The sequence below is a fragment of the Bacteroides luhongzhouii genome (assembly GCF_009193295.2).
Lineage (GTDB): Bacteria > Bacteroidota > Bacteroidia > Bacteroidales > Bacteroidaceae > Bacteroides > Bacteroides luhongzhouii.
This window is the reverse complement of the sequence record NZ_CP059973.1, coordinates 3851099-3877154: the sequence shown is the minus strand read 5'-3', so window position 1 is coordinate 3877154 and position 26056 is coordinate 3851099. Positions and strand designations below refer to the sequence as shown.

Sequence of the window (26056 nt, the reverse complement as noted above, 5' to 3'; positions counted from 1 at the left end):
ATCTACAAGATAGTGACGCTATCCTATAAAAATAGTGACGGTATACCACAAAGATACCGTCACTATCCCGGGCATATACCGTCACTATTTTTTTATCTTAATCGGGCGTTACATTGATTGATATAGCTCACATCAACAACGTCTTTTTTGCATCATCCGATAGATGTTTCCTAATCCAATTTATGAATTACCAAGCCCGAACGAAGTTTCGGTTCAAACCAAGTAGTCTTCGGTGGCATAATATTACCTGTATCTGCAATATCCATCAATTGTTTCATAGATACGGGATAAAGAGCCAGAGCCACTTTCATTTCACCGCTATCCACACGCTTCTTGAGCTCTCCCAATCCACGGATACCACCAACAAAATCAATTCGTTTGTCCGAACGTAAATCCTTTATGCCCAAAACTTCATCCAGAATCAGGTTGGATGAGATGGTAACATCAAGCACACCAATAGGATCATTGTCATTGTATGTACCTGTTTTGGCTGTCAGACTGTACCATTTGCCCCCCAAATAGAGTGAGAAGTTATGTAATCCGGATGGTTTATAGATATCCGCACCTTTCTCTTCCACTATAAAGTTTTTATCAAGTGCAGCCAGGAATTGTTCGGGAGTCAAACCATTGAGATCTTTCACTACACGGTTATAATCGATGATGGTTAACTGGTTAGCTGGGAAACAAACAGCCATGAAGTAATTATATTCTTCATCACCACGATGATTCGGATTTTGCTTTGCTTTCTCTGCTCCCACCAGTGCAGCAGCGGCAGAACGGTGATGTCCGTCGGCAATATAAAGAGCCGGCATTTTAGCAAATTCGGCAGTAATGGTAGCAATATCCTCATCTTGATCGACAACCCAGAAAGTATGTCCAAAGCCATCACCCGGAGCGATGAAGTCATAAACAGGCTTGCTTGTCGTATACTTCTTGATAATAACATCCAGTTTCTCATTATCCGGATAAGCAAAGAAAACAGGTTCGATGTTAGCGTTGTTCACACGGACATGCTTCATACGGTCTTCTTCCTTGTCACGACGGGTAAGCTCATGTTTTTTGATAATCCCATTCATATAATCGGGAACGTATGCGCCAACTACCAATCCGTATTGTGTTTTCCCATTCATCGTTTGGGCATAGATATAATAATTTTCCTTATTATCCTGCACCAACCAACCTTTGTCCTGGAACAGTTGGAAATTCTCGGCAGCTTTAGCATACACCTGTTCGTCGTGTTCATCCGTACCGACAGGGAAATCTATTTCCGGTTTAATAATATGATAAAGGGACTTTTCGTTACCTTCCGCTTCTGTGCGGGCTTCTTCTGAATTCAATACATCATAAGGACGTGAAGCGACCTGTTCTACTAGGTCTTGTGGAGGACGAATGCCCTTGAAAGGTTTAATTATTGCCATGATATTAGTATTTAATACGTAAAAAATTAAAGCCACAGACTTATTGAAAATCTGTGGCTCAAATATACTACTTATTTCTAAAAAAGACATTCTGTGACGGACTGTTTTTATTCAGATACAATCATAGTTGTTCCGGAGGAACGGTTATTGTTATTCTGAAAGGTCCGACTGGCTTCTTCAGAATTTTATTTGTTTACTCTGAATTTCTCGCAACCATCTTTCAGGAAGCCTACAATTTGTTGAGCGGCAGCAATACCGGCATTGATATTTGCTTCAGCAGTTTGAGCCCCCATCTTCTTTGGAGTTGAGAAATAACGTCCGGCAAACTTCTCTGCAAATTCTGCATTAGCAACAGGCATAATATCTGTGATATATTTGAAGTCTGCACGCTCTTCCATCAATTTAATCAGTTCCGCTTCATTGATAACTTCCTTACGGGCAGTGTTTACCAACATAGCACCTTTCGGCATATCTTTCAACAGAGCATAATTGATAGAGTTCTTTGTCTCAGCAGTTGCCGGAATATGAAGAGATACCACCTGACAAGTCTTATACAGTTCTTCTGCCGAATCAAGTGCTTTCACACCATCTTTTTCGATTGCTTCTTTCGGGCAGAATGCGTCGTAAGCATACACTTCCATTCCGAAACCTTTGGCAACACGGGCTACATTACGACCTACGTTTCCATAAGCATGAATACCCAGTTTCTTGCCCTTCAGTTCTGTACCGGAAGTTCCGTTATAGAAATTACGAACAGCATATACCATCATACCCAAAGCAAGTTCGGCAACAGCATTAGAGTTCTGTCCCGGAGTGTTCATGACACATACGTTGTGAGCAGTGGCAGCAGCCAGGTCAACGTTGTCATATCCTGCACCGGCACGTACTACGATTTTCAATTCTTTGGCAGCATCAAGCACCTCTGCATCAATAATATCGCTACGGATAATAATAGCATTAGCATCTTTCACTGCATCCAGCAATTGAGCCTTTTCTGTATATTTCTCAAGTAAAGCAAGCTCAAATCCGGCCGCTTCTATTTCTTTACGGATACCGTCTACTGCAACTTTTGCAAACGGTTTGTCAGTAGCTATAAGTACTTTCATAATCTAATTCTGTTTATAAAGACTCACCACAGATTACCCAGAGCCTCACAGAATTTAAAAAGTCTGCGTTCGTCTGTGTAATCTGTGGTGAAAATATTATTAATGAAGTTTTTCAAATTCCTGCATGCAGTCGATCAAAGCTTGTACGCTTTCTTTCGGCAAAGCATTGTAGCAAGATGCACGGAAACCACCTACAGAACGGTGTCCCTTGATACCTACCATACCTCTTTCAGTAGCAAACTTCATGAAGTCAGCTTCAAGGTCTTTGTATTCGGGAGCCATCACGAAACAGATGTTCATGCGTGAACGATCTTCTTCGGCAGCAGTACCCACGAACATCTTGTTACGGTCGATTTCAGCATACAACATATCCGCTTTTTCAATGGCACGACGTTCCATTTCTTTCACACCACCTTGTGCTTTGATCCAGCGAAGGTTCAACAATGCAGCATAGATAGGCACTACCGGAGGAGTATTGAACATAGAACCGTTATCAATGTGCGTCTGATAGTTCAGCATTGACGGAATGTAACGAGAAACCTTACCTACAGCGTCATTCTTAACGATAACGAATGTAACACCTGCAGGAGCCAGATTCTTTTGCGCACCACCATAAATACAGATATATTTAGAAACGTCAACCGGACGTGAGAAAATATCAGAAGACATATCGGCAACCATCGGAACCGGAGAATCGAGGTCTTTCTTCAATTCTGTACCGTAAATTGTGTTGTTAGTAGTGATGTGGAAATAATCTGCATCTGTCGGGATTGTGTAATCTTTTGGGATATAAGTATATGTAGCTTCGGCAGAGGAAGCAACTTCTACAACTTCGCCAAACCCTTTAGCCTCTTTCATTGCTTTCTTAGCCCACACACCTGTGTTCAAGTAAGCAGCCTTTTTCTCCAAGAAGTTAAAAGGAACCATGCAGAACTCCAGACTAGCACCTCCACCAAGGAACAGTACCGAATAACCTTCGGGGATATTGAGTAATTCCTTGAATAATGCCACTGCTTCGTCAACCACAGGTTGGAAGTCTTTGGCGCGGTGGCTGATTTCCATCAAAGAGAGACCAGAGCCGTTGAAATCTAAAATAGCCTTCGCTGTATCCTCTATCACCTCACGCGGAAGAATGGAAGGTCCTGCATTGAAATTATGCTTTTTCATTTGAAGTTTGTTTTTGGTTTAACAATTTCGTTACTTTTGTCTTTTGACCTTGCGAATTTACGAATTTATTCCCACCGCACAAATCTTTCCTTATAAAAATACTGTTCTAAAGCAGATTTTCCTTTCTTTTTATTGGTTTATACAGGATATATACACCATATTGTTATCTATAGATGTCAAGTAAGGTATCTTACAGCAAAGATTTTTACTTCGCTTCTTCAATAATAGTCTTCATTCCTTTTATTTTCTCTCCCTGAATCAGATTCAGGAGTTGCTTCACCTTAGCCCGACGAACGGCAACAAAAGCATAATGCTCTTTGACATCAATCGCTCCGACATCTTCACGAGCCAGATTTCCTTTTTTATATAAGAATCCAGCAATATCAATCCGGCTAAGTTTTTCCTTCTTTCCTTTACCTATATATATAGTAGTCCAGACCGATTTCGGAGGACGGGGAGGGTTTTCAGGCAACACCACTGCTTCCATTTCTTCCGGGATATAAGGAGGAAGTTTCTCTTCGGCATGAAGAATCAGATAAGACGTTCCGGTAGCGTCCCAACGTGCTGTTCGTCCGTTGCGGTGTGTAAAGGCTTCTTCATTGACCGGCAAATGATAATGGATGATATGTCCAACTTCCGGAATATCCAGTCCACGGGCAGCCAGATCGGTAGAAATCAATACATGACAACTCCCATTACGGAATTTGTAGAGCGCACGTTCTCGGTCCGGCTGTTCCATGCCGCCATGAAAACGTTCTGCGAGTAGTTTTTTATCTGCCAATAACTGATGCACACGGTCCACCGCATCCCGATGATTACAAAACACAATGCTCGAACTACTCCCCAATGTACAAAGCAGGTTATATAAAGTATCAATCTTATCTTTGGAGGGCGAAAGCACCTTCATCAATTTCAAGCGCGACTCTTGTTCTTCAGAAGCGTCCGAAAGGAAGTCCAACTTAACCGTGCGGTTCAGTCCCGTAAATTCGGGAATCTCTTCTGCATCGGTAGCTGAAAGCAACATACGTTTTTTTAATCCCGGAAGCTGGGTGATAATCTCTGCCATTTCATCGTGGAAACCAAACTCCAACGACTTGTCGAACTCGTCGATAATTAAAGTTTCAATGGTTTCAGGATTGAAATTTCCTTTCGACAAATGGTCGGTAATACGTCCCGGGGTACCGATGATGATAGCAGGATGATTGCCTAATATACTTTTCTTTTCTTCGGCGATGGGATGCCCGCCGTAACAACAGCAGGTTTTCCAGGAAGTCCCCATTGCTTTGAATACAGAGTCTATCTGTAAGGCAAGCTCACGCGAAGGAACAAGAATCAAGACCTGTACGCTGTCATCGTTCGGTTTTAGGGTAAGGAGTAAAGGTAACAAATAGGCCAATGTCTTGCCCGATCCTGTCGGTGACAACAGTATAACGTCTTTTCTGCCGGTAGCTTGTTCAAGTGATGCTTCCTGCATCGGATTCAGCTCTTCAATCTTCAAATTGCGGAGAGCCGACTGTATAATTTCATTTTTCTCTAACATGGGGGCAAAGATACAAAAAGGAAAGAGTACGAAGATAAAAATACAATCAAACTTTAGCCATGCCGGTCAATATATAATAACCTTTCAGGTTATTCTCTTTCATGTAAATAGTTACTTCTGCCCTACAAGCTGTCACTAAGGCATATCCCGTTAAATTTGAACTCATAGCTTTGACAAATGAATACTCTGTATCATTGTGGATGAAAGATATACGATGATATTCCATAACCTATTGTGGTTTAATAATTCTATTGTGTAGCCAAATATACGAATATAATAGATAAGTATGGATAAAAAAGGAGCACTATCTTTCAAACAGGCATAAAATAGATACAAGACATAGCGGAAAGACATTATGAGATCACACCAAAAAGAAGCGGGAAATCGAAGAAGCATTGCTGCTTTTCAGATTTCCCGCTCTGTCTTTATGTAACCTTTCCGGTCATTTTCCCAACCGGTTTGTTCTCTTCTGCAAATTATCCTCCGAAGTTGTCGAACATCAGATTCTGTGCCGGAACACCAAGATCGTCGAGCATCTTCTCAACGGCCTTCGACATCGGGCCAGGACCACACATGTAGTATTCAATATCTTCAGGAGCTTCGTGATTCTTCAGGTAAGTTTCGTAAATTACGTTGTGAACGAATCCCGGAGTGTACTTCACGCCTGCGGCATCAGCAGCAGGGTCCGGACGGTCGAGAGCCAAATGGAAGGTGAAGTTCGGGAAGTCCCTTTCAATTTGTAGGAAATCTTCCAGATAGAACACTTCGTTCAGCGCACGGGCACCATAGAAGTAAGACATCTTACGGTCAGTAGTATGCAATGTCTTGGTCAAGTGCATGATTTGCGCACGCAATGGAGCCATACCGGCACCACCACCAATCCACATCATTTCCTTCTTAGAATCGAAGATTGGGTGGAAGTCTCCGTAAGGGCCACTCATTATTACTTTGTCACCCGGTTTCAGGGTAAAGATATAAGAAGAAGCGATACCCGGCATTACATCCATAAATCCAGGACCTTGCTCTTTCGGTTTGAATGGCGGAGTAGCGATACGTACTGTCAACATGATACGGTCACCTTCGGCAGGATAGTTGGCCATAGAGTAAGCACGGATTGTTTCCTCGTCGTTCTTACATTTCAGACCCAGCAAACCGAATTTCTCCCATGCAGGAAGATATTCATCACCAATCAGACTCTTATCAATGTCCTTATCATAATCCATTGAGAATTTAGGAATCTTAATCTGTGCGTAAGAACCCGGGATGAAGTCCATGTGTTCGCCTTTAGGCAGAGCAACGATGAACTCTTTAATAAATGTAGCCACGTTCTTGTTGGAGATTACTTCGCACTCCCACTCTTTCACGCCCAAGATAGATTCGTCGATCTTGATAGCCATATCATTTTTCACTTTCACCTGACAGCCCAGACGCCAGTGGTCTTGTTGCTGTTTACGGCTGAAGTGAGGAACTTCAGAAGGCAGGATTTCTCCACCACCTTCGAGTACCTGGCATTTGCACTGTCCGCAAGAACCTTTACCACCACAAGCTGATGACAGGAATACTCCGTTTACAGACAGCGTATTAAGCAAAGTAGAACCGGAAGCCACTTCCAATTCCTTTTCGCCGTTGATTGTCAGTTTTACGTCTCCTGATGGTACCAAGAAATTCTTGGCAACCAACAAGATTACAACAAGCAACAGAATAACCACAAGGAATACCCCAATGCTCGCTAATATTAAATTCATATCCATTGTCTTATTCCTTTCTTTTAGATGTTCAAACCAGAGAAACACATAAATGCGATTGCCATCAGACCTACTGTGATAAATGTGATACCTAAGCCCTTCAACGGAGCAGGTACATCAGAGTAAGCCATTTTCTCGCGGATAGCAGCCAGACCTACGATAGCCAGCAACCAACCGATACCGGAACCCAACGCATAAGAAAGAGCATCCCATACATCACCGATGTATTTCGGGTCGCTCGGACCAAGGTTGATACGTTGTTGCATAAACAGAGAAGCACCCATGATAGCACAGTTAACAGCAATCAACGGCAGGAAGATACCCAACGAAGCGTACAATGAGGGGCTGAAACGTTCTACTACCATTTCCACCAACTGCACAATACCGGCAATAACGGCTATGAAAAGAATAAAACTCAAGAAGCTAAGGTCAACACCTTCAATGATAGCATTGGCAGCCAGCACCTTGGTTTGCAACAGATAGTTGACCGGAAGTGTCACCAGTAACACAAAAGTTACCGCGATACCCAGCCCTACAGCGGTCTTCACATTCTTCGAAACAGCCAGGTATGAACACATACCCAGGAAGAATGCGAATATCATGTTGTCCACAAAGATAGAGCGGACGAATAAACTTAATAAATGTTCCATAATTCAGAAATCAGAAATAATTAATTACTTTCTTCTTGCAATTCTTTGTGACGTGCACGTTGATACCAGATGATGCAAGCTACGATAATCAATGCCATCGGTGGCATTAACATCAAACCGTTGTTTACGTATCCGATATTCTGGATAGGTTCGTAATTCAGAATATTGAAACCCAGCAATGTTCCCGAACCAAACAGTTCACGGAAGAAAGCAACGATAATCAAAATCTTGGCATATCCCAAACCATTGCCCAGACCATCAAGGAAAGACTCCCAAGGACCGTTCTGCATGGCAAATGCTTCCAGACGTCCCATCAGGATACAGTTGGTGATAATCAAACCTACATATACAGATAGCTGAACACTTACATCATAAGCATACGCTTTCAAAACTTCACTTACAATAGTTACCAAAGCAGCTACCACTACCAGCTGAACGATGATACGGATGCGGTTAGGAATGGTTTTGCGCAACATTGAAATAACTACATTAGCAAATGCAGTAATTACCGTTACTGAAAGTCCCATTACAATAGCCGGCTCCAGCTTTGCAGTAACAGCAAGTGCAGAACAGATACCGAGCACCTGTACGGTTACCGGATTGTCTATTCCTAACGGAGCAGAGAATACTTCTTTATTTCTCTTTGAAAACAGTTGTCCCATATTCTTTTCTTCTCCTTATTATTTAGTTAAAAAACTCATGTAACTACCCAGACAAGCTTTTAGCATAGCGTCTACACCAACAGAAGTGATTGTACCGCCCGAAATACCGTCCACCTGATATTCAGGTTTCTCTACCTTGCCGTTCTTCACAACTCCCAAAGCGATAGAACCATTTTCCAAAGTCTTCTTACCTACAAACTCATTCTGAAAATGATCAGTTGCAATTTCAGCACCCAGACCCGGAGTTTCACTGGCGTGTGAGAAATAAGTACCGTAAACGGTATCTTTATCTTCGTTCAGCGCAACATATCCCCAGATAGCGCCCCAAAGACCGGCACCGTAAACAGGGACTACATATTTAGTCTGACCGTCCACTTCACATACAAACACATGCAGACGTTGTTGTTCTTTTGCTTCTTTTTCGTAGTTGGTAGCAAATTCGCCCGTGTTTTCGGTCAGCGTACCGTCTACGTTCATCAGCATATCCCCTTTCACATATTTCTGATATTCAGCATCCGCATCTTTCACATTCTTAATATTCAATGCAGCGAGGATTTGTTTCTTAGTGTCCAACTGCACATTCTTGTCTTGTGTAGATTTCAATGAAGAACTAACGAATGCCAGCAGGAATGCAACGATAATAACCATTACCGAAGCATAAATGATAGTATAACTATTACTATTCGTATTCATTTTCTTTCGGTATTTATTGGTTAGACTTGATAGTGCGTTTCTCGCGACGGCTGATATTGCTCTGTACTACACAGTAATCGATCAGCGGAGCGAAGATATTCATCAGCAGGATGGCAAGCATCATACCTTCCGGATAACCCGGATTCAGTACGCGGATAACGATAGCCATCACACCGATCAGGAATCCGAAGATATATTTACCTCTTTCTGTACGTGCGGAAGTCACAGGGTCAGTAGCCATAAATACGGCACCAAAGCAGAAACCACCAAGAACGAGGTGTTCATACCAAGGCATTTGAGCCATTGTGTTGTTTTCCATGCCGATTGAGTTGAATACCCATGCCATGAATGCACCACCGACGAATACGGAAATCATTGTCTTCCAGCTCGCAACACCTGTCCAAAGCAGGATAACGGCACCAATCAGGATGGCGATTACGCTGGTTTCACCGATAGAACCCGGAATCAAACCTGTAATCATATCCATGTTGAATGCAGGCACACTGCCTGATGTAGCAGCTTGTCCCAGCGGAGTGGCAACGGTGAGTCCGTCTACACTTTGTCCCAAACCGAAGATGCTGTCGCCAGACACCCAAACGACATCACCGGACATCTTGGTCGGGTATGCGAAGAACAGGAATGCACGAGTAATCAACGCAACGTTGAATACGTTCATACCTGTACCACCGAATACTTCTTTTGCAAAGATTACAGAGAATGCAGTAGCTACGGCAAGAATCCACAACGGACAGTCTACCGGAACGATCATCGGGATCAGGATACCGGAAACGAGGAATCCTTCCTGGATTTCTTCTTTCTTCCATTGAGCTACGACGAACTCAATGCCAAGACCTACTACATAAGATACGATTATTTTAGGCAATACTGCCAGGAATCCGTAGATAAACATTTCGATGAAGCTGCCAGTAGCGCCTGTGTGAGTGAAATGCTGGTAACCTACGTTGTACATACCGAACAGCAAAGCCGGTACTAACGAAATAACCACAATCGACATGATGCGCTTGCTATCGATTGCGTCATGTATGTGCGTTCCCGTTTTCGCAGTCTTGCTGGGCACGAACAGGAATGTTTCGAAGCCGTCAAACACCGACTGGAATGCGTGGAATTTGCCGCCCTCCTCAAAGTTCGGCTTTATCTTATCGAGATAATTTCTTAACGCTTTCATTTATTTAATTGAAAATTGAAAGTTGAGAGTTGAAAATTGGCTGTGCTGGATTTATGCTGTATTCACAGAGAGCCGTTTCGCAAGATTTCAACTATCGCTTATTTTAATTTTTATTATTTAATCTCTTATTCGATTACGCCATTTCTGAACGAAGCATATCGAGTCCGGCACGAACGATGCGTTGCAGTTCCATCTTTGAAGAGCAGACGAATTCGCAAAGGGCGAAATCTTCGGGAGCAACTTCATAGATGCCGAGTGCTTCCATACGGTCGATATCACCGGCGATAATTGCTTTAATCAGATATTCGGGTAGAATGTCCATTGGGAATACTCTATCGTATTCACCCGACATAATCATGTGACGTTCGCCACCTTTGATACGGGCATCCAACGTATATTCCTTCTTACCCATCAACCAGCTGAAATAAGAATGGTTGGCACTGAACTGGTTGAAGCGTGGCATGATCCATCCAAGCATTTCGTGAATGTCGTCACCTTCGGGGATAACAGTCAGTTGGCTATGGAATGCGCCCAAGAATCCGTTCGGGGATACTTGCTTTCCTGTCAGCACGTTACCGCTGATGTAGCGTAAGTCTTTGTCTTTTGTTACATTGCCGGCAAACACGTTAGTGAGCAATGCGCCTACCTGTAGTTTGCAGTATGCAGGTTTCAACACTTCGGAACCTGTCACAGCTACTGTACGGGTGAAATCTACATGGCCTGTATTGAAGAGGCGACCGATGAAGATTACGGCTTGCGGATCAATAGTCCATACCGTTTCGCCCTTGGATACGGGATCGAGGTGGTTGATCTGAACGCCTACATTACCGGCAGGGTTCGGCCCGTCGAATGCGGTGATTGTAACGTTTTTAGCTTGTGTCAGTGCGGCAGCGTTCTGTTTCACACTGATATTCAGGTAAGTTTTTGCCAGTTTGGCAAGAGCATCAAGTCCTGTCTGGAAGTTTACTTCCTCGCCTTTGAGGGCGAACTCAAAATCCGGAGCCAACGGATTGGTATCGAATGCGGAAACGAAGATTCCTTTCGGAGTTACCGTCGGGTCTGCAATGATGTCATAGGGACGCTGTTTGATAAACGCGAAAAGTCCGGCTTCCAACAAAGCGGATTTCACAGCTTCAGCATCCATCGAAGCAACATTCTTTTTCCCAAAATCCTCATAGTCCTGCTCTGCGGCAGCTTCCACTACGATGTTCAATACCTTACGACGAGCACCACGTTCTACACTCGTCACCACGCCGCTCACCGGCGAAACAAATTTCACTTCAGGATGATACTTGTCGATAAACAAGGGTCCACCAGCCATTACATATTCCTGTTCTTTCACGACTACCTTTGGCGTCACTCCAGGAAAGTCATCGGGTACGAGTGCGTAGAACCCCGGTTCTTTTACTGTTGCGTACGTCTCAGCAGCTTTACCTTTCAGGTTTATGTCAAGGCCTTTACGTAACTTTATTACATTTGCCATGCTAGATAAAATAATGGTTTCATAAATTTGCCGCAAAAGTAATAAATAAGATTGGGATTCGGGAGGAAAAAAGAAAGGAATTACGGATATATTTCCGTAATTCCTTTCGTGTTCGCACACACATCTTCTTTCTTTTATCCCGTAATCGTCTTTCTTTTGTTTCAAGACAAAAGAAAAAGAACTATTCAGCAAACATAGGATCCCAGGCTGGAAGACGGATTGGTTTCTGCTTCAATACATCTAAAACTTTTTTCGATGTGTATTTTGTTTCTACCACTAATCGAAACATATATTCGTTAAACCAGTCGTCCGTCATGATGAGATACCCCTGATAACCGGCAGCCGGTCCCCAGCTATTTTCAACCATCCATTTCGTCGGTTTTCCATTTTTATCAAGATCAACGGCCATAAGTGTCATGGCGTGGCTGGAGCCACTGGCAAAGGTTTGGATACGTTGTTTCTTATCCATATTAAAAGAAGTACCCATGAGAGATTCATAGTCGTAGTTTTTGACATCCAGCAGACCACGGTCAGAGTTTAAGAATTTGCCTACATCACAGGAGAAATACATCATGGTGCTGTCTTTGAGAGAGGCGATAGCCATTTCCTTGATATCTTCGATGGGGAGATTGACATACGTCCAGTTTTTACCGTCATAGCGATGGCGTTCATAGTCTATTTCATAACATTTGTAATATTCACGGCTGGGGTCGTTCATTAACATGACGTAGCTGTCAATTAGTTTTTCGTCGCCATACTTCTTCAGGAAAGAAAGTGGAGTATAAGTCTCAGTAGATACAGGTTTCCCCTGGGCATTGTATTCGGTCCAGGTGAATTCTGTGGGAGGTACACCAAGATTCAGAACCAACATACGGTAGATGGTACTCAACATTTCAGTCTTCGTTTTCTCAAGAGCGACGGGCTTAGCGCCTTTAGCAGCGAGATCACGGAGTTGGAGACCCTGTTCACGGAGTTTCAAGGCAATCAGACCTGCCATGCGGGAAGTATTTTCGCTGCTGTTGGTTTCGGGCATAATATCTTTGGGAACAAGTCCGTATTTACTTACGATGTCAGCTACGCCAGTGAATGTGCCACCGTCACTCAAGGGGTTACGGAAGAGCCACTCCACCATTTTATCATCCATTGGTTTGCTGCTGGTGTCGATGATGCCTTGTAGAAAGAGGTTGGCTTTCTCCAGTTGGTCGAAGAAGAAAGGATAAGTCTGTGAAAATTCAAAGGAGCCGAGGTTATGCTTGGAGATCGCTTTGGCACGCATCACGTTCAGACCTGTGAAAAGCCAGCATCGACCGGAAGATTTCTGGTCGGTGATACCTTTAGAAGACACTTTGATGGAGAAATGCGTATCCATGCCTTTCAGGTTGTCCTGGTTGAGAGCCAGTTTACGGATGTCATTGCTTCCGATAGCGTTTCGGATAGCCTTGTCAGCGGGAGTGTTTGTATAACTCTGTTTGATTTGTTGCATCATGGAGTCGCTGATGCCGCCTTTTAGTCCTTGTGCTTGTGTAGAATAAGAAAAAGCACAGAAAACAAAAAATGATAAAATCTGTTTATTCATTAGATATAAATAATTAATTAATAACCCATGATGATATACTAATAAATATTGTTTGGTGTATGGGGTTAAATCATGCAGTTTTATTTATCAGCATATCGAAAAACATCTTATTCTGCAAAAATACGATTCTTTTTTAGATTTATTATCTAAGAACATCAAAACTAATCGGAATAAAATAGTTTTCTTTGCAGTCAAATTCCTCAGAGAGAAATTATGAAGAAATATATAATAGGAATATTGATGATGCTTCCATCCATCAATATGATGTCAGCTGCGACTGATAATACGGCAGTAAAAAGCGATGAACTGCAAATGTCTACAACTTCTATCAGTGATACTACTCCTACAGATATGGAAGGCATCCCGTCAGACACCATTCCTGCCCTTTCAAAACGTGAGTTGCGTCGTCAGCGTGTAGCAAAGCGTAATTTACACTATAACATATTGGGTGGTCCCAGCTATACGCCGGATTTTGGTTTGCTGGTGGGCGGTAGCGCACTGATGACGTTTCGGATGAATCCGAGTGATACCACTCAACGGCGTTCAGTAGTGCCAATGTCCATTGCATTGATTTTTAAGGGCGGCCTGAACCTGATGACGAAGCCACAACTCTTCTTTAAAGGCGACCGTTTCCGTATCTTCGGAACCTTCTCTTATAAAAATACAATCGAGAATTTTTATGGCATCGGGTATTCCACCAATAAAGATTATGAACGTGGAGAAGACACCAGCGAGTACCGTTATAGCGGTATTCAAGTCAATCCATGGTTCTTGTTCCGTTTGGGTGAAAGTAATGTCTTTGCTGGTCCCCAAGTCGATTTGAACTATGACAAGATTACTAAACCAGCTGCCGGGATGGTCAATGAGCCCTCATACATAGCAGCAGGAGGTACGGAACACGGATACAAAAATTTCAGTTCGGGACTCGGTTTCCTACTGACGTATGACACACGTGATATTCCCGCCAATGCTTATAGCGGAACTTACCTTGACTTCCGGGGAATGATGTATAATAAAACGTTCGGAAGTGACAATAATTTCTACCGTTTGGAAATAGATTATCGCCAATACAAAACAGTAGGTCGTCGTAAAGTCATAGCCTGGACAGTGCAGAGTAAAAACGCATTTGGGAACGTTCCACTAACGAAATATGTACTTAGCGGAACCCCTTTCGATCTTCGCGGTTACTACATGGGACAGTTTCGCGACAAGTCCTCACATGTAATGATGGCCGAATACCGTCAGATGATAAATACAGACAAAAGCACCTGGGTGAAGAAGATGTTGAGTCATGTGGGATATGTGGCATGGGGAGGATGCGGATTTATGGGTCCTACTCCGGGCAAGATAGAAGGCGTACTTCCGAATCTCGGATTAGGGTTACGCATTGAAGTCCAACCCCGTATGAATGTACGCCTTGATTTCGGCAGAGACATAGTGAACAAGCAGAATTTGTTCTATTTCAACATGACAGAGGCTTTCTGACACTATTTAAGCGACAAATTGTGCACAATTTACAAGAAAGATTGTAAAATAGATAATAAAAGACTGCACATAAATGAAATTAATCCTTATATTTGCGCAAGCTATAACACAGCAAGAGCAAATAATAGGATTTTTTTATGAAGCAATTTATATACTTTTTTTCGGGGCTATTACTTCTATTCGTCTCTACAACCCGTGTAGTTGCACAAGAAGTGTCTGACTATTCTCAACTAAATGAAGATGATTATACTAAAATAGTTCTTCCCCCACTATCCGTTTTATTCGAAAACGCCAAGAACAGTCCCGTTTATGAGATGGCGGACGTAAAGGCGAGAATTGAGCGCAAATTACTCCAAAAAGAGAAATGGTCATTTCTAGGTTTCTTCAGTTTGCGGGGGAGCTATCAATACGGAATGTTCGGTAATGAGTCTACCTATACAGACGTGGCAGTCGCCCCATATCTTACCTACTCCACCCAGGCACAAAACGGTTACACAGTAGGCGCAGGTTTGAGCATTCCATTGAACGATTTATTCGACCTCAAAGGACGTGTCAGTCGGCAAAGACTCACACTAAAAAGTGCAGAGTTGGAGCGGGAAGTGAAGTATGACGAAATCAAAAAGAATATTATTGAGATGTACGCAATGGCTACCTCACAGATGAGAGTTCTTCAGATGAGAAGCGAGAGTCTTGTGCTTGCCAATGTGCAATATGAAATATCTGAAAAGAATTTTGCTAACGGAACGATAGAGTCTACGGATTTATCGACAGATAAAGAGCGTCAGTCTCAAGCCCGTGAAGCATATGAGAAAAGTAAGTTTGAACTAACAAAGAGTTTAATGATACTTGAAGTTATTTCACGCACCCCCATCATACGAAAATAAAAAACTAAGATATGAACTTTATCATTTCTATTATACGGACCCTTTTTCGCCATCGTTGGCTGATATTGATAGGAACCGCTCTCTTCACATTGATGGTCATATATTATACACGCCACATGCGGGGAGGATATGATGTAAAGGCTACACTCTACACAGGTGTAGCATCAGGATATAACCTGGAGAGTGATAAGCGTACCGACTGGGCAACAGTACAAAATTCGATGGATAATCTAATCAGTATCATGCAAGCTGAAAGTACACTCAAAAGAGTATGCTTGCGGCTATTTGCCCGTATCCTCATCCAAGGAAGTCCAGATAAAGAAAATAACGGTATTACAGCTTCCAGCTACAACTACACCTACAATCATTTAAAAAACAGTCCAAATGGTAATGAGATACTGAAACTAATCGATAAATCAAGTGAAGACAAAACAGTAGCCAATCTGGAAGCATATATGCGCCCCCACAGAGACAACTACATATATGGATTATTTTATTATAATCACCCATTTTACAGCTATAATGCACTGAAAAATATAAAAGTGCAACGCCGTTTGACCAGTGATTTGTTAGACATCAGTTACTCATCTGGTGATCCCGGTATTGTCTATAATACTGTCAGTATCCTGATGGATGAATTTGTAGAAGAATACCGCCGTATACGTTACGGGGAAACAGATAAAGTAATCAAATATTTCGAAGAAGAGTTGGCACGGATTGGCAAACAGCTTCGACTGGAAGAAGAGGATTTGACCAAATATAACGTACAAAAACGTATCATCAATTATCTGGATGAAACAAAAGAAATAGCTGCTATCAGTAAAGAGTTTGAACTAAGAGAACAAGATGCACAGTTTGCATTCAATAGCACTAAATCCATGCTTGAAGAATTAGAGAAACACATGGACAGTAATGCCAAACAGGTGCTCAAAAACATGGAGTTTGTAGATAAACTGCGAGAAGCATCCAACATTACCAGCAGAATTTCAGAAGCTGAAGCAATGACTGATTCCAAGAAAGAGGATTCTCAGTCAGTAGAAAGTGATAAAAAGCAGTTAGCTAAAATCAAGCAAGAACTGAATGATCTGACAACTTCTTACGTTGGTCATAAATACACCAAAGAAGGTGCTTCACGAACCAATATCATCGATCAGTGGCTAGAACAAACCTTACTCTATGAAAAAGCTAAAGCAGAACTCCTTATCGTGCAAAATGCTCGTCAGGAATTGAACGAGCGATATGTATTTTTCGCACCGGTAGGTACAACTATCAAGCAAAAAGAGCGTTCTATCAACTTTACCGAACGTAATTATCTGACTGTATTGCAAAGCTACAATGAAGCCTTATTAAGAAAGAAGAATTTGGAAATGACTTCTGCGACCTTAAAGGTATTGAATGAGCCGACCTATCCGATTGCGTCCAACTCAACTAACCGGAAGCAAATTGTTATTGCCGCTTGTATAGGAAGCTTTATTATTATAGTAGCTTTATTACTGTTGATTGAAATGCTTGACAGAACTTTACGAGATGCCAGTCGTAGCAAACGAGTAACCGGTTTCAAAGTTATAGGCGCTGTTCCCAGTACAAAATCCTCCCGTTATGGCGGATTAGCCAAAACTTATGTCCAAATTTCCATAAAAGAGTTGAGTAATGCGTTACTTCGTTTCTTAACCAAGCGCAAGTCTCCAGGTGTATTCATCATCAACCTCTTCAGTACCAGCGACCATTCCGGGGAAGAAGAACTAGGAAATTTGATCTGTGGATATATGCAAAGCCGTATGCTAAATACAAGATTCATTACCTACGGAGTAGATTTCAACACAGACTCCACACAATACCTGCTTGCAAAAAATATCACAGACTTTTATACTTTACAAGGAGAAGATATATTGATAGTTGCCTATCCACCATTGTCTAAGAGTAATATCCCGAGTGCGCTACTACATGACGCTAACGCCAACATTTTAGTAGCTCCAGCAGACCGTGGTTGGAAAACTATCGACAAGCAACTTTGCGAACAACTTATGCAACAACTGGGTAAAACAGATGTTCCATTCCGTCTCTGCCTCACCAATGCTTGTCGCGAAGCAACAGAGGACTTTACAGGACAACTTCCTCCCTATACATTATTACGTAGAATCGGTTACCGTTTCAGTCAATTGTCATTAACAGAAAAAATGATATTCAACCTCAAGAGAAAAGCAAAAGAAGCAGAAGACGAGGACGATGACGAATAGGGTAATTACATTCCATATCCTGCTTGCTGCACAGTTTGCACTGATTGCGGTAAGTATGCTTGTAAACGTTAAGACAGGACTATTCTCAATGGTACTTATCTTACTGTTTACCGCCATCTGTCTAATACAACTTAGCAATGACGAGCGTACAAATTGGAAACCCGGTCAAAATATAATGACCTACCTCTTTATTGTCTGGCTACTGTTTTACGTAGCAGAAATATTGAATCCCAACAATGTGATGGCAGCATGGAACATCAATCTCACTCCATACGCCCTCATTCCGTTAATATGTGCATTCGTCGTTCCGGTTGTCATACGTACCAAAAAGGACGTTGAACTACTGCTAATAATATGGTCGATATTCGTCATAATATTCACCCTAAAAGGTTATTGGCAAAAAAATCATGGTTTCAGCTCCAAAGACCTTTATTTCTTGCATGTACTAGGAGGCGCACGCACTCACATTATCTGGTCGGGAATCCGTTACTTCTCCTGCTTCTCAGATGCCGCAAACTATGGTGTACACGCTGCCATGTCGGCAGTCACCTTCGCCATTGCTGCATTTTTTGTTGATTCGAGATGGAAGCGTATCTACTTCCTTTTTATCGCTTTTTGCGGTATTTACGGAATGGGGATTTCCGGAACCCGTTCTGCCATGGGTGTTCTTATGGGTGGTATGCTAATGATAACCATCATAGCTAAAAACTGGAAAGCACTATTAGGCGGCATATTCATATCCATTAGTGTATTTGTGTTTTTCTATTATACCAATATTGGAAGTGGAAATCAATATATCCACAAAATGCGTTCCTCTTTCCATCCTACGGAGGACGCTTCATACCTCGTACGTGTTGAAAACCGGCAAAGAATGAAAGAATTGATGGCAAGAAAACCTATCGGATACGGCATTGGACTCTCTAAAGCTGGAAATTTTGAATCAAAAGAACAAATGCCCTATCCTCCCGACTCATGGTTGGTAGCCGTTTGGGTAGAGACAGGAATCGTTGGTCTGATTCTCTATCTTGCCATTCATGGTGTCCTCTTTGCGTGGTGTTCATGGATATTAATGTTTAAAGTACGCAATAAAAGTTTACGCGGATTAATAGCAGCATGGATATGCATGGACGCAGGTTTTTTCATAGCCGCTTATGTCAACGACGTAATGCAATACCCTAATCAATTGACTGTATATATAGGATTCGCACTCTGTTTTGCTGCTCCACATATTGACAAACGTATCAGCGAAAAGAAAGCGGAAGAAGAAACAGTAACAGAAGAAGATTTAATATCCACCCAAGAATTCAACGAACAAAAATGACAAACAATACTCCGGACATATCATTTATAACAATCTGCTATAACGGATTCAAAGACACCTGTGAGTTGATAGAGTCCTTGCAAAGCAAGATACACTCTGTGAGCTACGAAATCATTGTTGTTGACAATGCCTCACGCGAAGACGAAGCAACCCAAATACACAACCTGTATCCCTCCGTCATTGCTATCCGCAGCAATGAAAATAGTGGTTTTTCTGGTGGTAATAACATAGGCATCCGGGCAGCAAAAGGCAAATATATATTCCTTATTAATAATGACACCTACATTGAGTCAGACAATATCGCATATTTAATAGAACGACTGGAAAGTCGTCCGGAAATAGGAGGAGTATCACCTAAGATACGTTTCGCATTTCCACCGCAACACATACAGTTTGCCGGCTTCACCCCTTTATCACAAATCACACTACGTAACAATATGCTGGGATTCGACTGTCCGGATGATGGTACATTCGACACTCCCCACCCCACTCCTTACCTGCATGGTGCCGCCATGATGATAAAGCGGGAAGTCATTGAAAAAGTAGGAATGATGCCAGAGATATTTTTTCTCTATTACGAAGAATTAGACTGGAGTACGAGTATGACCCGTGCCGGATATGAACTGTGGTATGATCCTCGCTGTACCGTTTTTCATAAAGAAAGCCAAAGTACAGGACAGCTAAGCAAACTGCGTACTTATTTCCTGACACGCAACCGTCTGTTTTATGCACGACGCAATCTGAAAGGATGGAACCGTATCGCCTCCGTCCTCTATCAAAGCACCATCGCTGCCGCAAAAAACAGCCTGGTCTATGTACTTAAAAGACGTTTAGACTTAAGCGCTGCAGTATTCTATGGAGTAAATTCCGGGCTTTTTCGCTCTTCATCTGAAAAGAAGAGCACTATTCTACCGAAAAAGGGAGGTACTCCCCTATCCGAATTATCCGAAAAGCAAACTACCACTGTATAAACTCTAAATACTATGAATATCGTCGATTGGATTCTCTTCACCCTCCTTGGACTTTGCGTATGCTACTTATTGCTATACGCGATTGCCTCCAAATTCTACCGGGCACCCCATTTTCCGGAAACCCGTACATTCCGGCGTTTTGTCGTATTCTTCCCAGCCTACAAGGAAGACCGTGTTATTGTCTCCTCCGCGCGCAGTTTCCTAGAGCAGGATTATCCACAGGAATTATTCGACGTTATCGTTATTTCCGACCAAATGCAATCTACAACCAATGACACACTGCGTTCTCTGCCTATTCGCCTACTAATAGCGGATTACAAAGAAAGCTCCAAAGCTAAAGCCCTGACAATGGCAATAGATTCTATCGAAGGCGAACCTTACGACATTGTAGTCATCATGGATGCCGACAACCTGACTTCCCCGGATTTTCTGGCAGAAGTAAACCGTGCATTTGATAACGGTGTAAAATCTTTACAAGCTCACCGAACAGGCAAGAACCTGAACACAGATATTTCTGTTCTCGACGGTATTAGCGAAGAAATCAATAACGGCATTTTCCGCAGTGGGCACAACACCCTTGGACTTTCAGCTGCTCTTTCCGGTTCAGGAATGGCCTTTGAAGCAGAGTGGTTCAGGCAAAATGTAAAACACCTCGAAACGGCAGGTGAAGACAAAGAGTTGGAAGTATTGCTTTTACAGCAACGAATTCACACCACTTACCTGCCACAGATACCAATCTATGACGAAAAGACACAGAAAGAAGAAGCCATCAGCAATCAACGTAAACGTTGGATAGCTGCACAATTCGGCATTCTCCGCAGTTCACTGTCCGGACTATGGAAAGCAATCTGTCAAGGCAATATCGACTACTGTGACAAAATAATACAATGGATGCTTCCGCCACGATTGATACAACTGGCAGCTGTTTTCGGACTGACGCTTATTTTCACTGCTATCGGCATCTGGTTAAGCCTTCAAGACAATTCCTCCGGACACGAATGGACAATAGCCATTAAATGGTGGATATTATCTGCAGCCCAGATAGCAGCAATGATACTCCCCATACCGAACAACCTGCTCAACAAGCAATTAGGAAAAGCTATCATCAAGATACCCATACTGGCACTTAACACTATCGGCAATCTATTTAAGTTGAAAGGAGCCTACAAGAAGTTCATCCATACAGAGCATGGAGAAGAACATTCATAACCAGAATTTACTTAACGCAGCAACTTAAGAAAAAGCCTTATTATAATAAGAAAGAAAAACATCATCACCCCACTAAAAAGAAAAGATTATGAAAATAGCCATTGAAGCCCAACGTATCTTCCGTCCTAATAAACATGGAATGGATTTCGTCGCTCTCGAAACAATTCGAGAGTTACAGAAAATGGATCATGAGAATGAATACTTTATCTTTATCAGTCCGGGCGAAGACAGATGCCTCGAGAGTTCGGACAACGTGCATATCATCGAATTAAAGTGCCCCACATATCCGCTTTGGGAACAGGTGGCTCTTCCTCGAGCAGTGAAAAGCATTAAGCCTGATCTGTTACATTGCACCAGCAACACGGCTCCTCTCCATTGTTCTGTACCATTGGTACTGACACTACATGACATTATTTACCTAGAAAAACGACAGTCGTCCAGCCTGTCATGGTATCAGGAAATGGGGTGGCATTATCGTCGGCTCGTCGTCCCCCGTATACTTCCCAAATGCAAAAAGATTATCACTGTCTCACAATTCGAACGAAAGCGGATTCTCGAAGCGTTACACTTACCAGAAGAACAACTAGTAGCTGTGTACAATGGCTTCAACAGTCACTTTCATCTACAACCGAAAGCGCCTGAGATAACCCGGAAGTATATCGATGCAGAAAACTACCTGTTCTTTTTGGGAAATACTGATCCTAAAAAGAATACCCCAAGAGTATTAAAAGCATACAGCGACTACCTGAAACAGTCGGTACAAAAACTCCCATTACTTATTGCCGACCTCAAAGAAGACGCTATCGACCGGATCTTGGAAGAAGAAAAGATAACTAAAATCAAAAGTTATCTTCGCTTCCCCGGATACATTGCGAATACCGACCTTCCAGCACTTTATGCTGGAGCATTCGCATTTCTTTATCCTTCTCTTCGGGAAAGCTTCGGTATCCCAATGTTGGAAGCAATGGCCTGTGGAACACCTATTATAGCAGGTAATACATCGGCTATGCCTGAAATAGCCGGAGAAGGTGCTTTACTAGCCGACCCGTTTAATTCTAAAGACATTACAGAAAAAATACTGCAACTGGAAAGTGATGAAACATTCTATCAGAAACAAGTAGAATATGGATTAAAACGCAGCCAACAGTTCTCTTGGCGGAACGCAGCAGAGTCACTGCTAAATATATACAAAGAGTTTGCTTAATAAAAAAATAATAATTAGAAATAACAAAAAGAGCGGGGCTCCTATAACAGTGCCCCGCTCTTTTTGTTCGCCTCATGAATTCTCATTTGGTCTCCAGGCATCCCACTATTTTTTTATCAAACTTTCGAACTACATACCACATAGTAAAAAACATCTATCATACTATCATACATTTCAATAATCATCTAATTATCAAAAGAATAAACATGAAAGATGACTTTCAAAAAATGTATCTATCATATTTTTATTGCAAAAAACAGGTATCTATCATGTCTATACTATGTCTATTTTAGTATAGTATTAGATGAAATTAGCCTTTAAAAGGCATGAGGATGCACACTATATAGGAAATAACCTGTATCTGACAGCTTAATAATCTATTGGGAGCGGTGGTCTTTCTATAGCTCACACATGCAGGCTGTATAGCCCACGCATGTAAACCGTACAGCCTGCACATATGGGCTGTGCATCACACACATGTGGGCTATAAACTTATCGCTGTTAAAGTTGGATTATTAAGCCATGATAATCGTATTTATACGGATTAATTACAATAAAAGCAAGCTATCTCATGCATATAAGACCTTTATTCGGCTATTTTGTAGATGACAGATAACCTGTTTTTGCTGGTAAAAGTATGATAGATGTTTTTTCACTATGTAGTATTTAGCTGAACGTTTTTCTGTGTCATCAACATTCACAACATTTGTTACCAGATTAGGAAAAGCTCTGTTAAACGAGAAATGCTAATAAAGAAGAGGCTATACTCTTAAAATACAGGAAGCTTGGTGCGAACAAGAAGAATGGTTCGTTCAAGGAGCCGAGCAATGAAAAGAAGATCAAAAAAAGATAGTTATTTTCATATCTTTTATTACCTTTGTAGCACAGCTTAGCTGTTCAAAATCAAAGGAAAAAACATGAATGAGAGTGAAGACACAAGCAATCCATCGGTAAAAGCACTCATTGTCTTTAGAGAAAACGGAGATACGGACAATTTGTTCGTACCAGTTTTGTGCGATGCGATCAGGATGGCTGGCATTGACGTGCGATGTTCCACAAAAGAGTTTTGGGAGTCGGATACGGATTATGATATCATACATTTCCAATGGCCGGAAGAAGTTATAGGGTGGACATGTAGCAACCCCGACACTATTCGCCGACTGGAAGAACGTATCCGTTTTTTTCGTTCACGAGGAACACGGTTTATCTACACACGACACAATGTCCGTCCACATTATGCTAATGAAATCATAAGCCGGGCCTATGATATTATCGAATCGCAGAGTGACATCGTCGTACACATGGGGCGTTTCAGTCGTGGCGAATTTCTCACAAGATATCCTGACAGCCAGAATACAGTGATCCCTCACCACATCTACCAATACACTTACAAAGAAGATATCAGCGTAGAACGCGCACGCCAATATCTCAATCTGTCGCAAGATGCATTCATTGTCACTGCCTTTGGAAAATTTCGCAATCGTGAAGAAATACGCATGGTGCTCGGAGCGTTCCGCAGCTGGAATGAGGAACGCAAGATGCTGTTAGCTCCACGCCTCTATCCTTTTTCAAGACACAACAACTATGGCAGGAATTTCCTCAAACGATGGATTTCAAGGGCTGGATATTATCTATTCATGCCACTGTTTAACCGCATATATAAACTACAGGCAGGAGCCAACGACGAGCTGATAGACAACTGTGACCTGCCCTACTATATGGCTGCTTCAGACGTGATATTCATCCAACGGAAAGACATATTAAATTCGGGTAACGTACCCCTTGCTTTCCTCTATCACAAAGTGGTGGTAGGTCCCAAAGTGGGAAACATCGGCGAACTGCTTTCCGAAACCGGTAACCCGACATTCAATCCCGACAACAAAAAAGACATCCTGCGAGCACTCGAAGAAGCCCGCCGGCTTGCCGCATGGGGACAAGGGGAAGTGAATTACACGTACGGCATGGAAAATATGAGCATCCACAAAGTGGGACAAGCATACGCACAAACATATAAACAAGCAATCAATGGCTAATAACACTAAGAGTCAATTATTTTCAGGGGTATTTTACACTGCATTGGCTAAATACAGCGGCGTCTTCATATCCCTTGTCGTAGCAGGAATACTGGCCCGCCTATTATCACCGGATGACTTCGGAATCGTAGCTGTCGCTACCGTAATCATCGCGTTCTTCAATCTTCTCACCGACATGGGAGTATCTCCCGCCATCATCCAACACAAATCGTTGACTAAAGATGATTTGTCGGATATTTTTTCATTCACCGTATGGACAGGTATCGGAATCAGTGTCTTATTCTTCGCTTCTTCGTGGATTATTGCCGATTATTACCAGAGCAATACTCTACGGACTTTGTGTCAACTGCTGTCTGTCAACCTCTTTTTTGCCTCTGCCACCATCGTGCCGGGAGCATTGTTCTACCGGAACAGAGAATTTAAATTCATAGCTATCCGTAGCTTCGTTATTCAAATCTCCGCAGGTGCAGCCGCCGTGACCGCTGCCCTTTGCGGAGCAGGACTATATGCATTAATTATCAACCCGATTGTATCCAGCATACTGATATTCGTTATCTCCTTTCAGCGTTATCCGCAACGGCTGCGCTTCACATTGGGGTTGACGGTACTCCGGAAGATATTTTCCTATTCTGCCTACCAATTCCTGTTCAACGTCATCAACTATTTCAGTCGAAATCTGGATAAACTACTGATTGGCAAATACATGGGCATGTCCGACTTAGGATATTATGAGAAATCTTACCGCTTGATGATGCTGCCTTTGCAGAATATCACACAAGTCATCACTCCGGTGATGCACCCTATTTTCAGTGATTTTCAGAATGACAAAGGAAAACTGTTAAGTTCTTACGAACGCATTGTCCGTTTTCTTGCCTTTATTGGTCTTCCACTTAGTGTACTGCTTTTCTTCACAGCAGAAGAAGTGACAATTATTATTTTCGGTAATCAATGGATGCCATCTGTACCTGTATTCCGGATTCTGTCACTCTCCGTAGGGATTCAGATTATACTTTCTTCGTCCGGTTCCATCTTTCAAGCGGCAGGCGATACACGGAGCTTGTTTGTGTGCGGAGTATTTTCATCTGTACTCAACGTGGCAGGTATATTGCTCGGAATCTTCTACTTCGAAACGCTGACAGCAGTGGCAAGTTGCATCGTGATAACGTTCACCATCAACTTTATACAATGTTATTGGCAAATGTACCGGGTAACTTTCCGAAGAAGTGCCTGGCCATTCATGCGTCAGCTTATTTCTCCATTGATAATTAGCACTTTGATAGTGCTAGCCCTTATTCCGATGCAATATGTACTGGAAGGAATGAATATTTTTGTGACAATTATTGCTAAAGGTATAATTAGTTTTATTATCTTTGGAGGATATATACAGGCTACGCATGAGTATGACATTATAGGGAAAGTGCGGAGTATCATGTGTAAGAGAAAGTAAATAGACAAAATAAACAATATACAGAGATTTATATATAAC

The 26056-nt window shown here is 42.2% G+C and carries 21 protein-coding genes; 9 read left to right on the top strand and 12 right to left on the bottom strand.

Translation table 11 applies throughout. From position 1 onward, the window contains the following. Positions 1 to 170 precede the first annotated feature (170 nt). The 12 genes from GD631_RS14350 to GD631_RS14295 all read right to left on the bottom strand — a co-directional run bounded on the left by GD631_RS14350 (position 171) and on the right by GD631_RS14295 (position 13226). Positions 171 to 1418, bottom strand: coding sequence for a DUF1015 domain-containing protein (locus tag GD631_RS14350; protein WP_143257583.1), 1248 nt, complete (start codon positions 1416 to 1418; stop codon positions 171 to 173). Between the two features lie 185 nt (positions 1419 to 1603). Beyond that, the gene (locus GD631_RS14345) at positions 1604 to 2524 is read right to left on the bottom strand and encodes an NAD(P)-dependent oxidoreductase (RefSeq protein WP_143257582.1); all 921 of its coding nucleotides are present in this window, start codon (positions 2522 to 2524) and stop codon (positions 1604 to 1606) included. Between the two features lie 99 nt (positions 2525 to 2623). After that, positions 2624 to 3691 (bottom strand): 3-phosphoserine/phosphohydroxythreonine transaminase, encoded by a 1068-nt coding sequence (serC, locus tag GD631_RS14340; protein WP_143257581.1) that lies wholly within the window; start codon positions 3689 to 3691, stop codon positions 2624 to 2626. Between the two features lie 205 nt (positions 3692 to 3896). Next, positions 3897 to 5231, bottom strand: coding sequence for a DEAD/DEAH box helicase (locus tag GD631_RS14335; protein WP_143257580.1), 1335 nt, complete (start codon positions 5229 to 5231; stop codon positions 3897 to 3899). 46 nt (positions 5232 to 5277) lie between these two features. Continuing rightward, positions 5278 to 5457 (bottom strand): hypothetical protein, encoded by a 180-nt coding sequence (locus GD631_RS14330; RefSeq protein ID WP_074557187.1) that lies wholly within the window; start codon positions 5455 to 5457, stop codon positions 5278 to 5280. 250 nt (positions 5458 to 5707) lie between these two features. Then, complete coding sequence (nqrF, locus tag GD631_RS14325; RefSeq protein WP_143257578.1) at positions 5708 to 6982, bottom strand: NADH:ubiquinone reductase (Na(+)-transporting) subunit F; 1275 nt, start codon at positions 6980 to 6982, stop codon at positions 5708 to 5710. 17 nt (positions 6983 to 6999) lie between these two features. Then, complete coding sequence (gene nqrE / locus GD631_RS14320; RefSeq protein ID WP_143257577.1) at positions 7000 to 7626, bottom strand: NADH:ubiquinone reductase (Na(+)-transporting) subunit E; 627 nt, start codon at positions 7624 to 7626, stop codon at positions 7000 to 7002. 20 nt (positions 7627 to 7646) lie between these two features. Then, on the bottom strand, positions 7647 to 8288 hold the full coding sequence (locus GD631_RS14315) for an NADH:ubiquinone reductase (Na(+)-transporting) subunit D (protein WP_143257576.1): 642 nt from the start codon (positions 8286 to 8288) through the stop codon (positions 7647 to 7649). Between the two features lie 18 nt (positions 8289 to 8306). Beyond that, positions 8307 to 8981 (bottom strand): Na(+)-translocating NADH-quinone reductase subunit C, encoded by a 675-nt coding sequence (locus tag GD631_RS14310; RefSeq protein WP_143257575.1) that lies wholly within the window; start codon positions 8979 to 8981, stop codon positions 8307 to 8309. Positions 8982 to 8994: 13 nt separating this feature from the next. Next, on the bottom strand, positions 8995 to 10167 hold the full coding sequence (locus GD631_RS14305; protein ID WP_143257574.1) for an NADH:ubiquinone reductase (Na(+)-transporting) subunit B: 1173 nt from the start codon (positions 10165 to 10167) through the stop codon (positions 8995 to 8997). A 133-nt stretch (positions 10168 to 10300) separates the two neighbouring features. Continuing rightward, entirely contained in the window at positions 10301 to 11650 is a 1350-nt protein-coding gene (locus tag GD631_RS14300) for a Na(+)-translocating NADH-quinone reductase subunit A (protein WP_143257573.1), read from the bottom strand. Between the two features lie 181 nt (positions 11651 to 11831). Continuing rightward, positions 11832 to 13226 (bottom strand): C1 family peptidase, encoded by a 1395-nt coding sequence (locus GD631_RS14295; RefSeq protein WP_143257572.1) that lies wholly within the window; start codon positions 13224 to 13226, stop codon positions 11832 to 11834. A 213-nt stretch (positions 13227 to 13439) separates the two neighbouring features. Here GD631_RS14295 and GD631_RS14290 point away from each other — a divergent pair, with 213 nt between their 5' ends. The 9 genes from GD631_RS14290 (at position 13440) to GD631_RS14250 (ending at position 26017) form a co-directional block, all read left to right on the top strand. After that, the gene (locus GD631_RS14290; RefSeq protein WP_185911475.1) at positions 13440 to 14711 is read left to right on the top strand and encodes a BamA/TamA family outer membrane protein; all 1272 of its coding nucleotides are present in this window, start codon (positions 13440 to 13442) and stop codon (positions 14709 to 14711) included. 137 nt (positions 14712 to 14848) lie between these two features. Beyond that, entirely contained in the window at positions 14849 to 15595 is a 747-nt protein-coding gene (locus GD631_RS14285; RefSeq protein WP_143257570.1) for a TolC family protein, read from the top strand. Positions 15596 to 15606: 11 nt separating this feature from the next. Further along, the gene (locus tag GD631_RS14280) at positions 15607 to 17832 is read left to right on the top strand and encodes a GumC family protein (RefSeq protein WP_143257569.1); all 2226 of its coding nucleotides are present in this window, start codon (positions 15607 to 15609) and stop codon (positions 17830 to 17832) included. After that, positions 17822 to 19153, top strand: coding sequence for an O-antigen ligase family protein (locus GD631_RS14275; protein WP_008775875.1), 1332 nt, complete (start codon positions 17822 to 17824; stop codon positions 19151 to 19153). Before GD631_RS14280 ends, GD631_RS14275 begins: the two co-directional genes overlap by 11 nt. Then, the gene (locus GD631_RS14270; RefSeq protein ID WP_143257568.1) at positions 19150 to 20124 is read left to right on the top strand and encodes a glycosyltransferase family 2 protein; all 975 of its coding nucleotides are present in this window, start codon (positions 19150 to 19152) and stop codon (positions 20122 to 20124) included. Before GD631_RS14275 ends, GD631_RS14270 begins: the two co-directional genes overlap by 4 nt. Positions 20125 to 20136: 12 nt before the next feature. After that, the gene (locus tag GD631_RS14265) at positions 20137 to 21333 is read left to right on the top strand and encodes a glycosyltransferase family 2 protein (RefSeq protein ID WP_143257567.1); all 1197 of its coding nucleotides are present in this window, start codon (positions 20137 to 20139) and stop codon (positions 21331 to 21333) included. A gap of 88 nt (positions 21334 to 21421) precedes the next feature. Continuing rightward, positions 21422 to 22537, top strand: coding sequence for a glycosyltransferase family 4 protein (locus GD631_RS14260; protein WP_143257566.1), 1116 nt, complete (start codon positions 21422 to 21424; stop codon positions 22535 to 22537). A gap of 917 nt (positions 22538 to 23454) precedes the next feature. Then, the gene (locus GD631_RS14255; RefSeq protein ID WP_143257565.1) at positions 23455 to 24570 is read left to right on the top strand and encodes a glycosyltransferase family protein; all 1116 of its coding nucleotides are present in this window, start codon (positions 23455 to 23457) and stop codon (positions 24568 to 24570) included. Then, a complete protein-coding gene (locus GD631_RS14250; protein ID WP_143257564.1) occupies positions 24563 to 26017 on the top strand; it encodes a lipopolysaccharide biosynthesis protein in 1455 nt (484 codons plus the stop codon). The genes GD631_RS14255 and GD631_RS14250 overlap by 8 nt, the downstream gene beginning before the upstream one ends. Positions 26018 to 26056 lie beyond the last annotated feature (39 nt).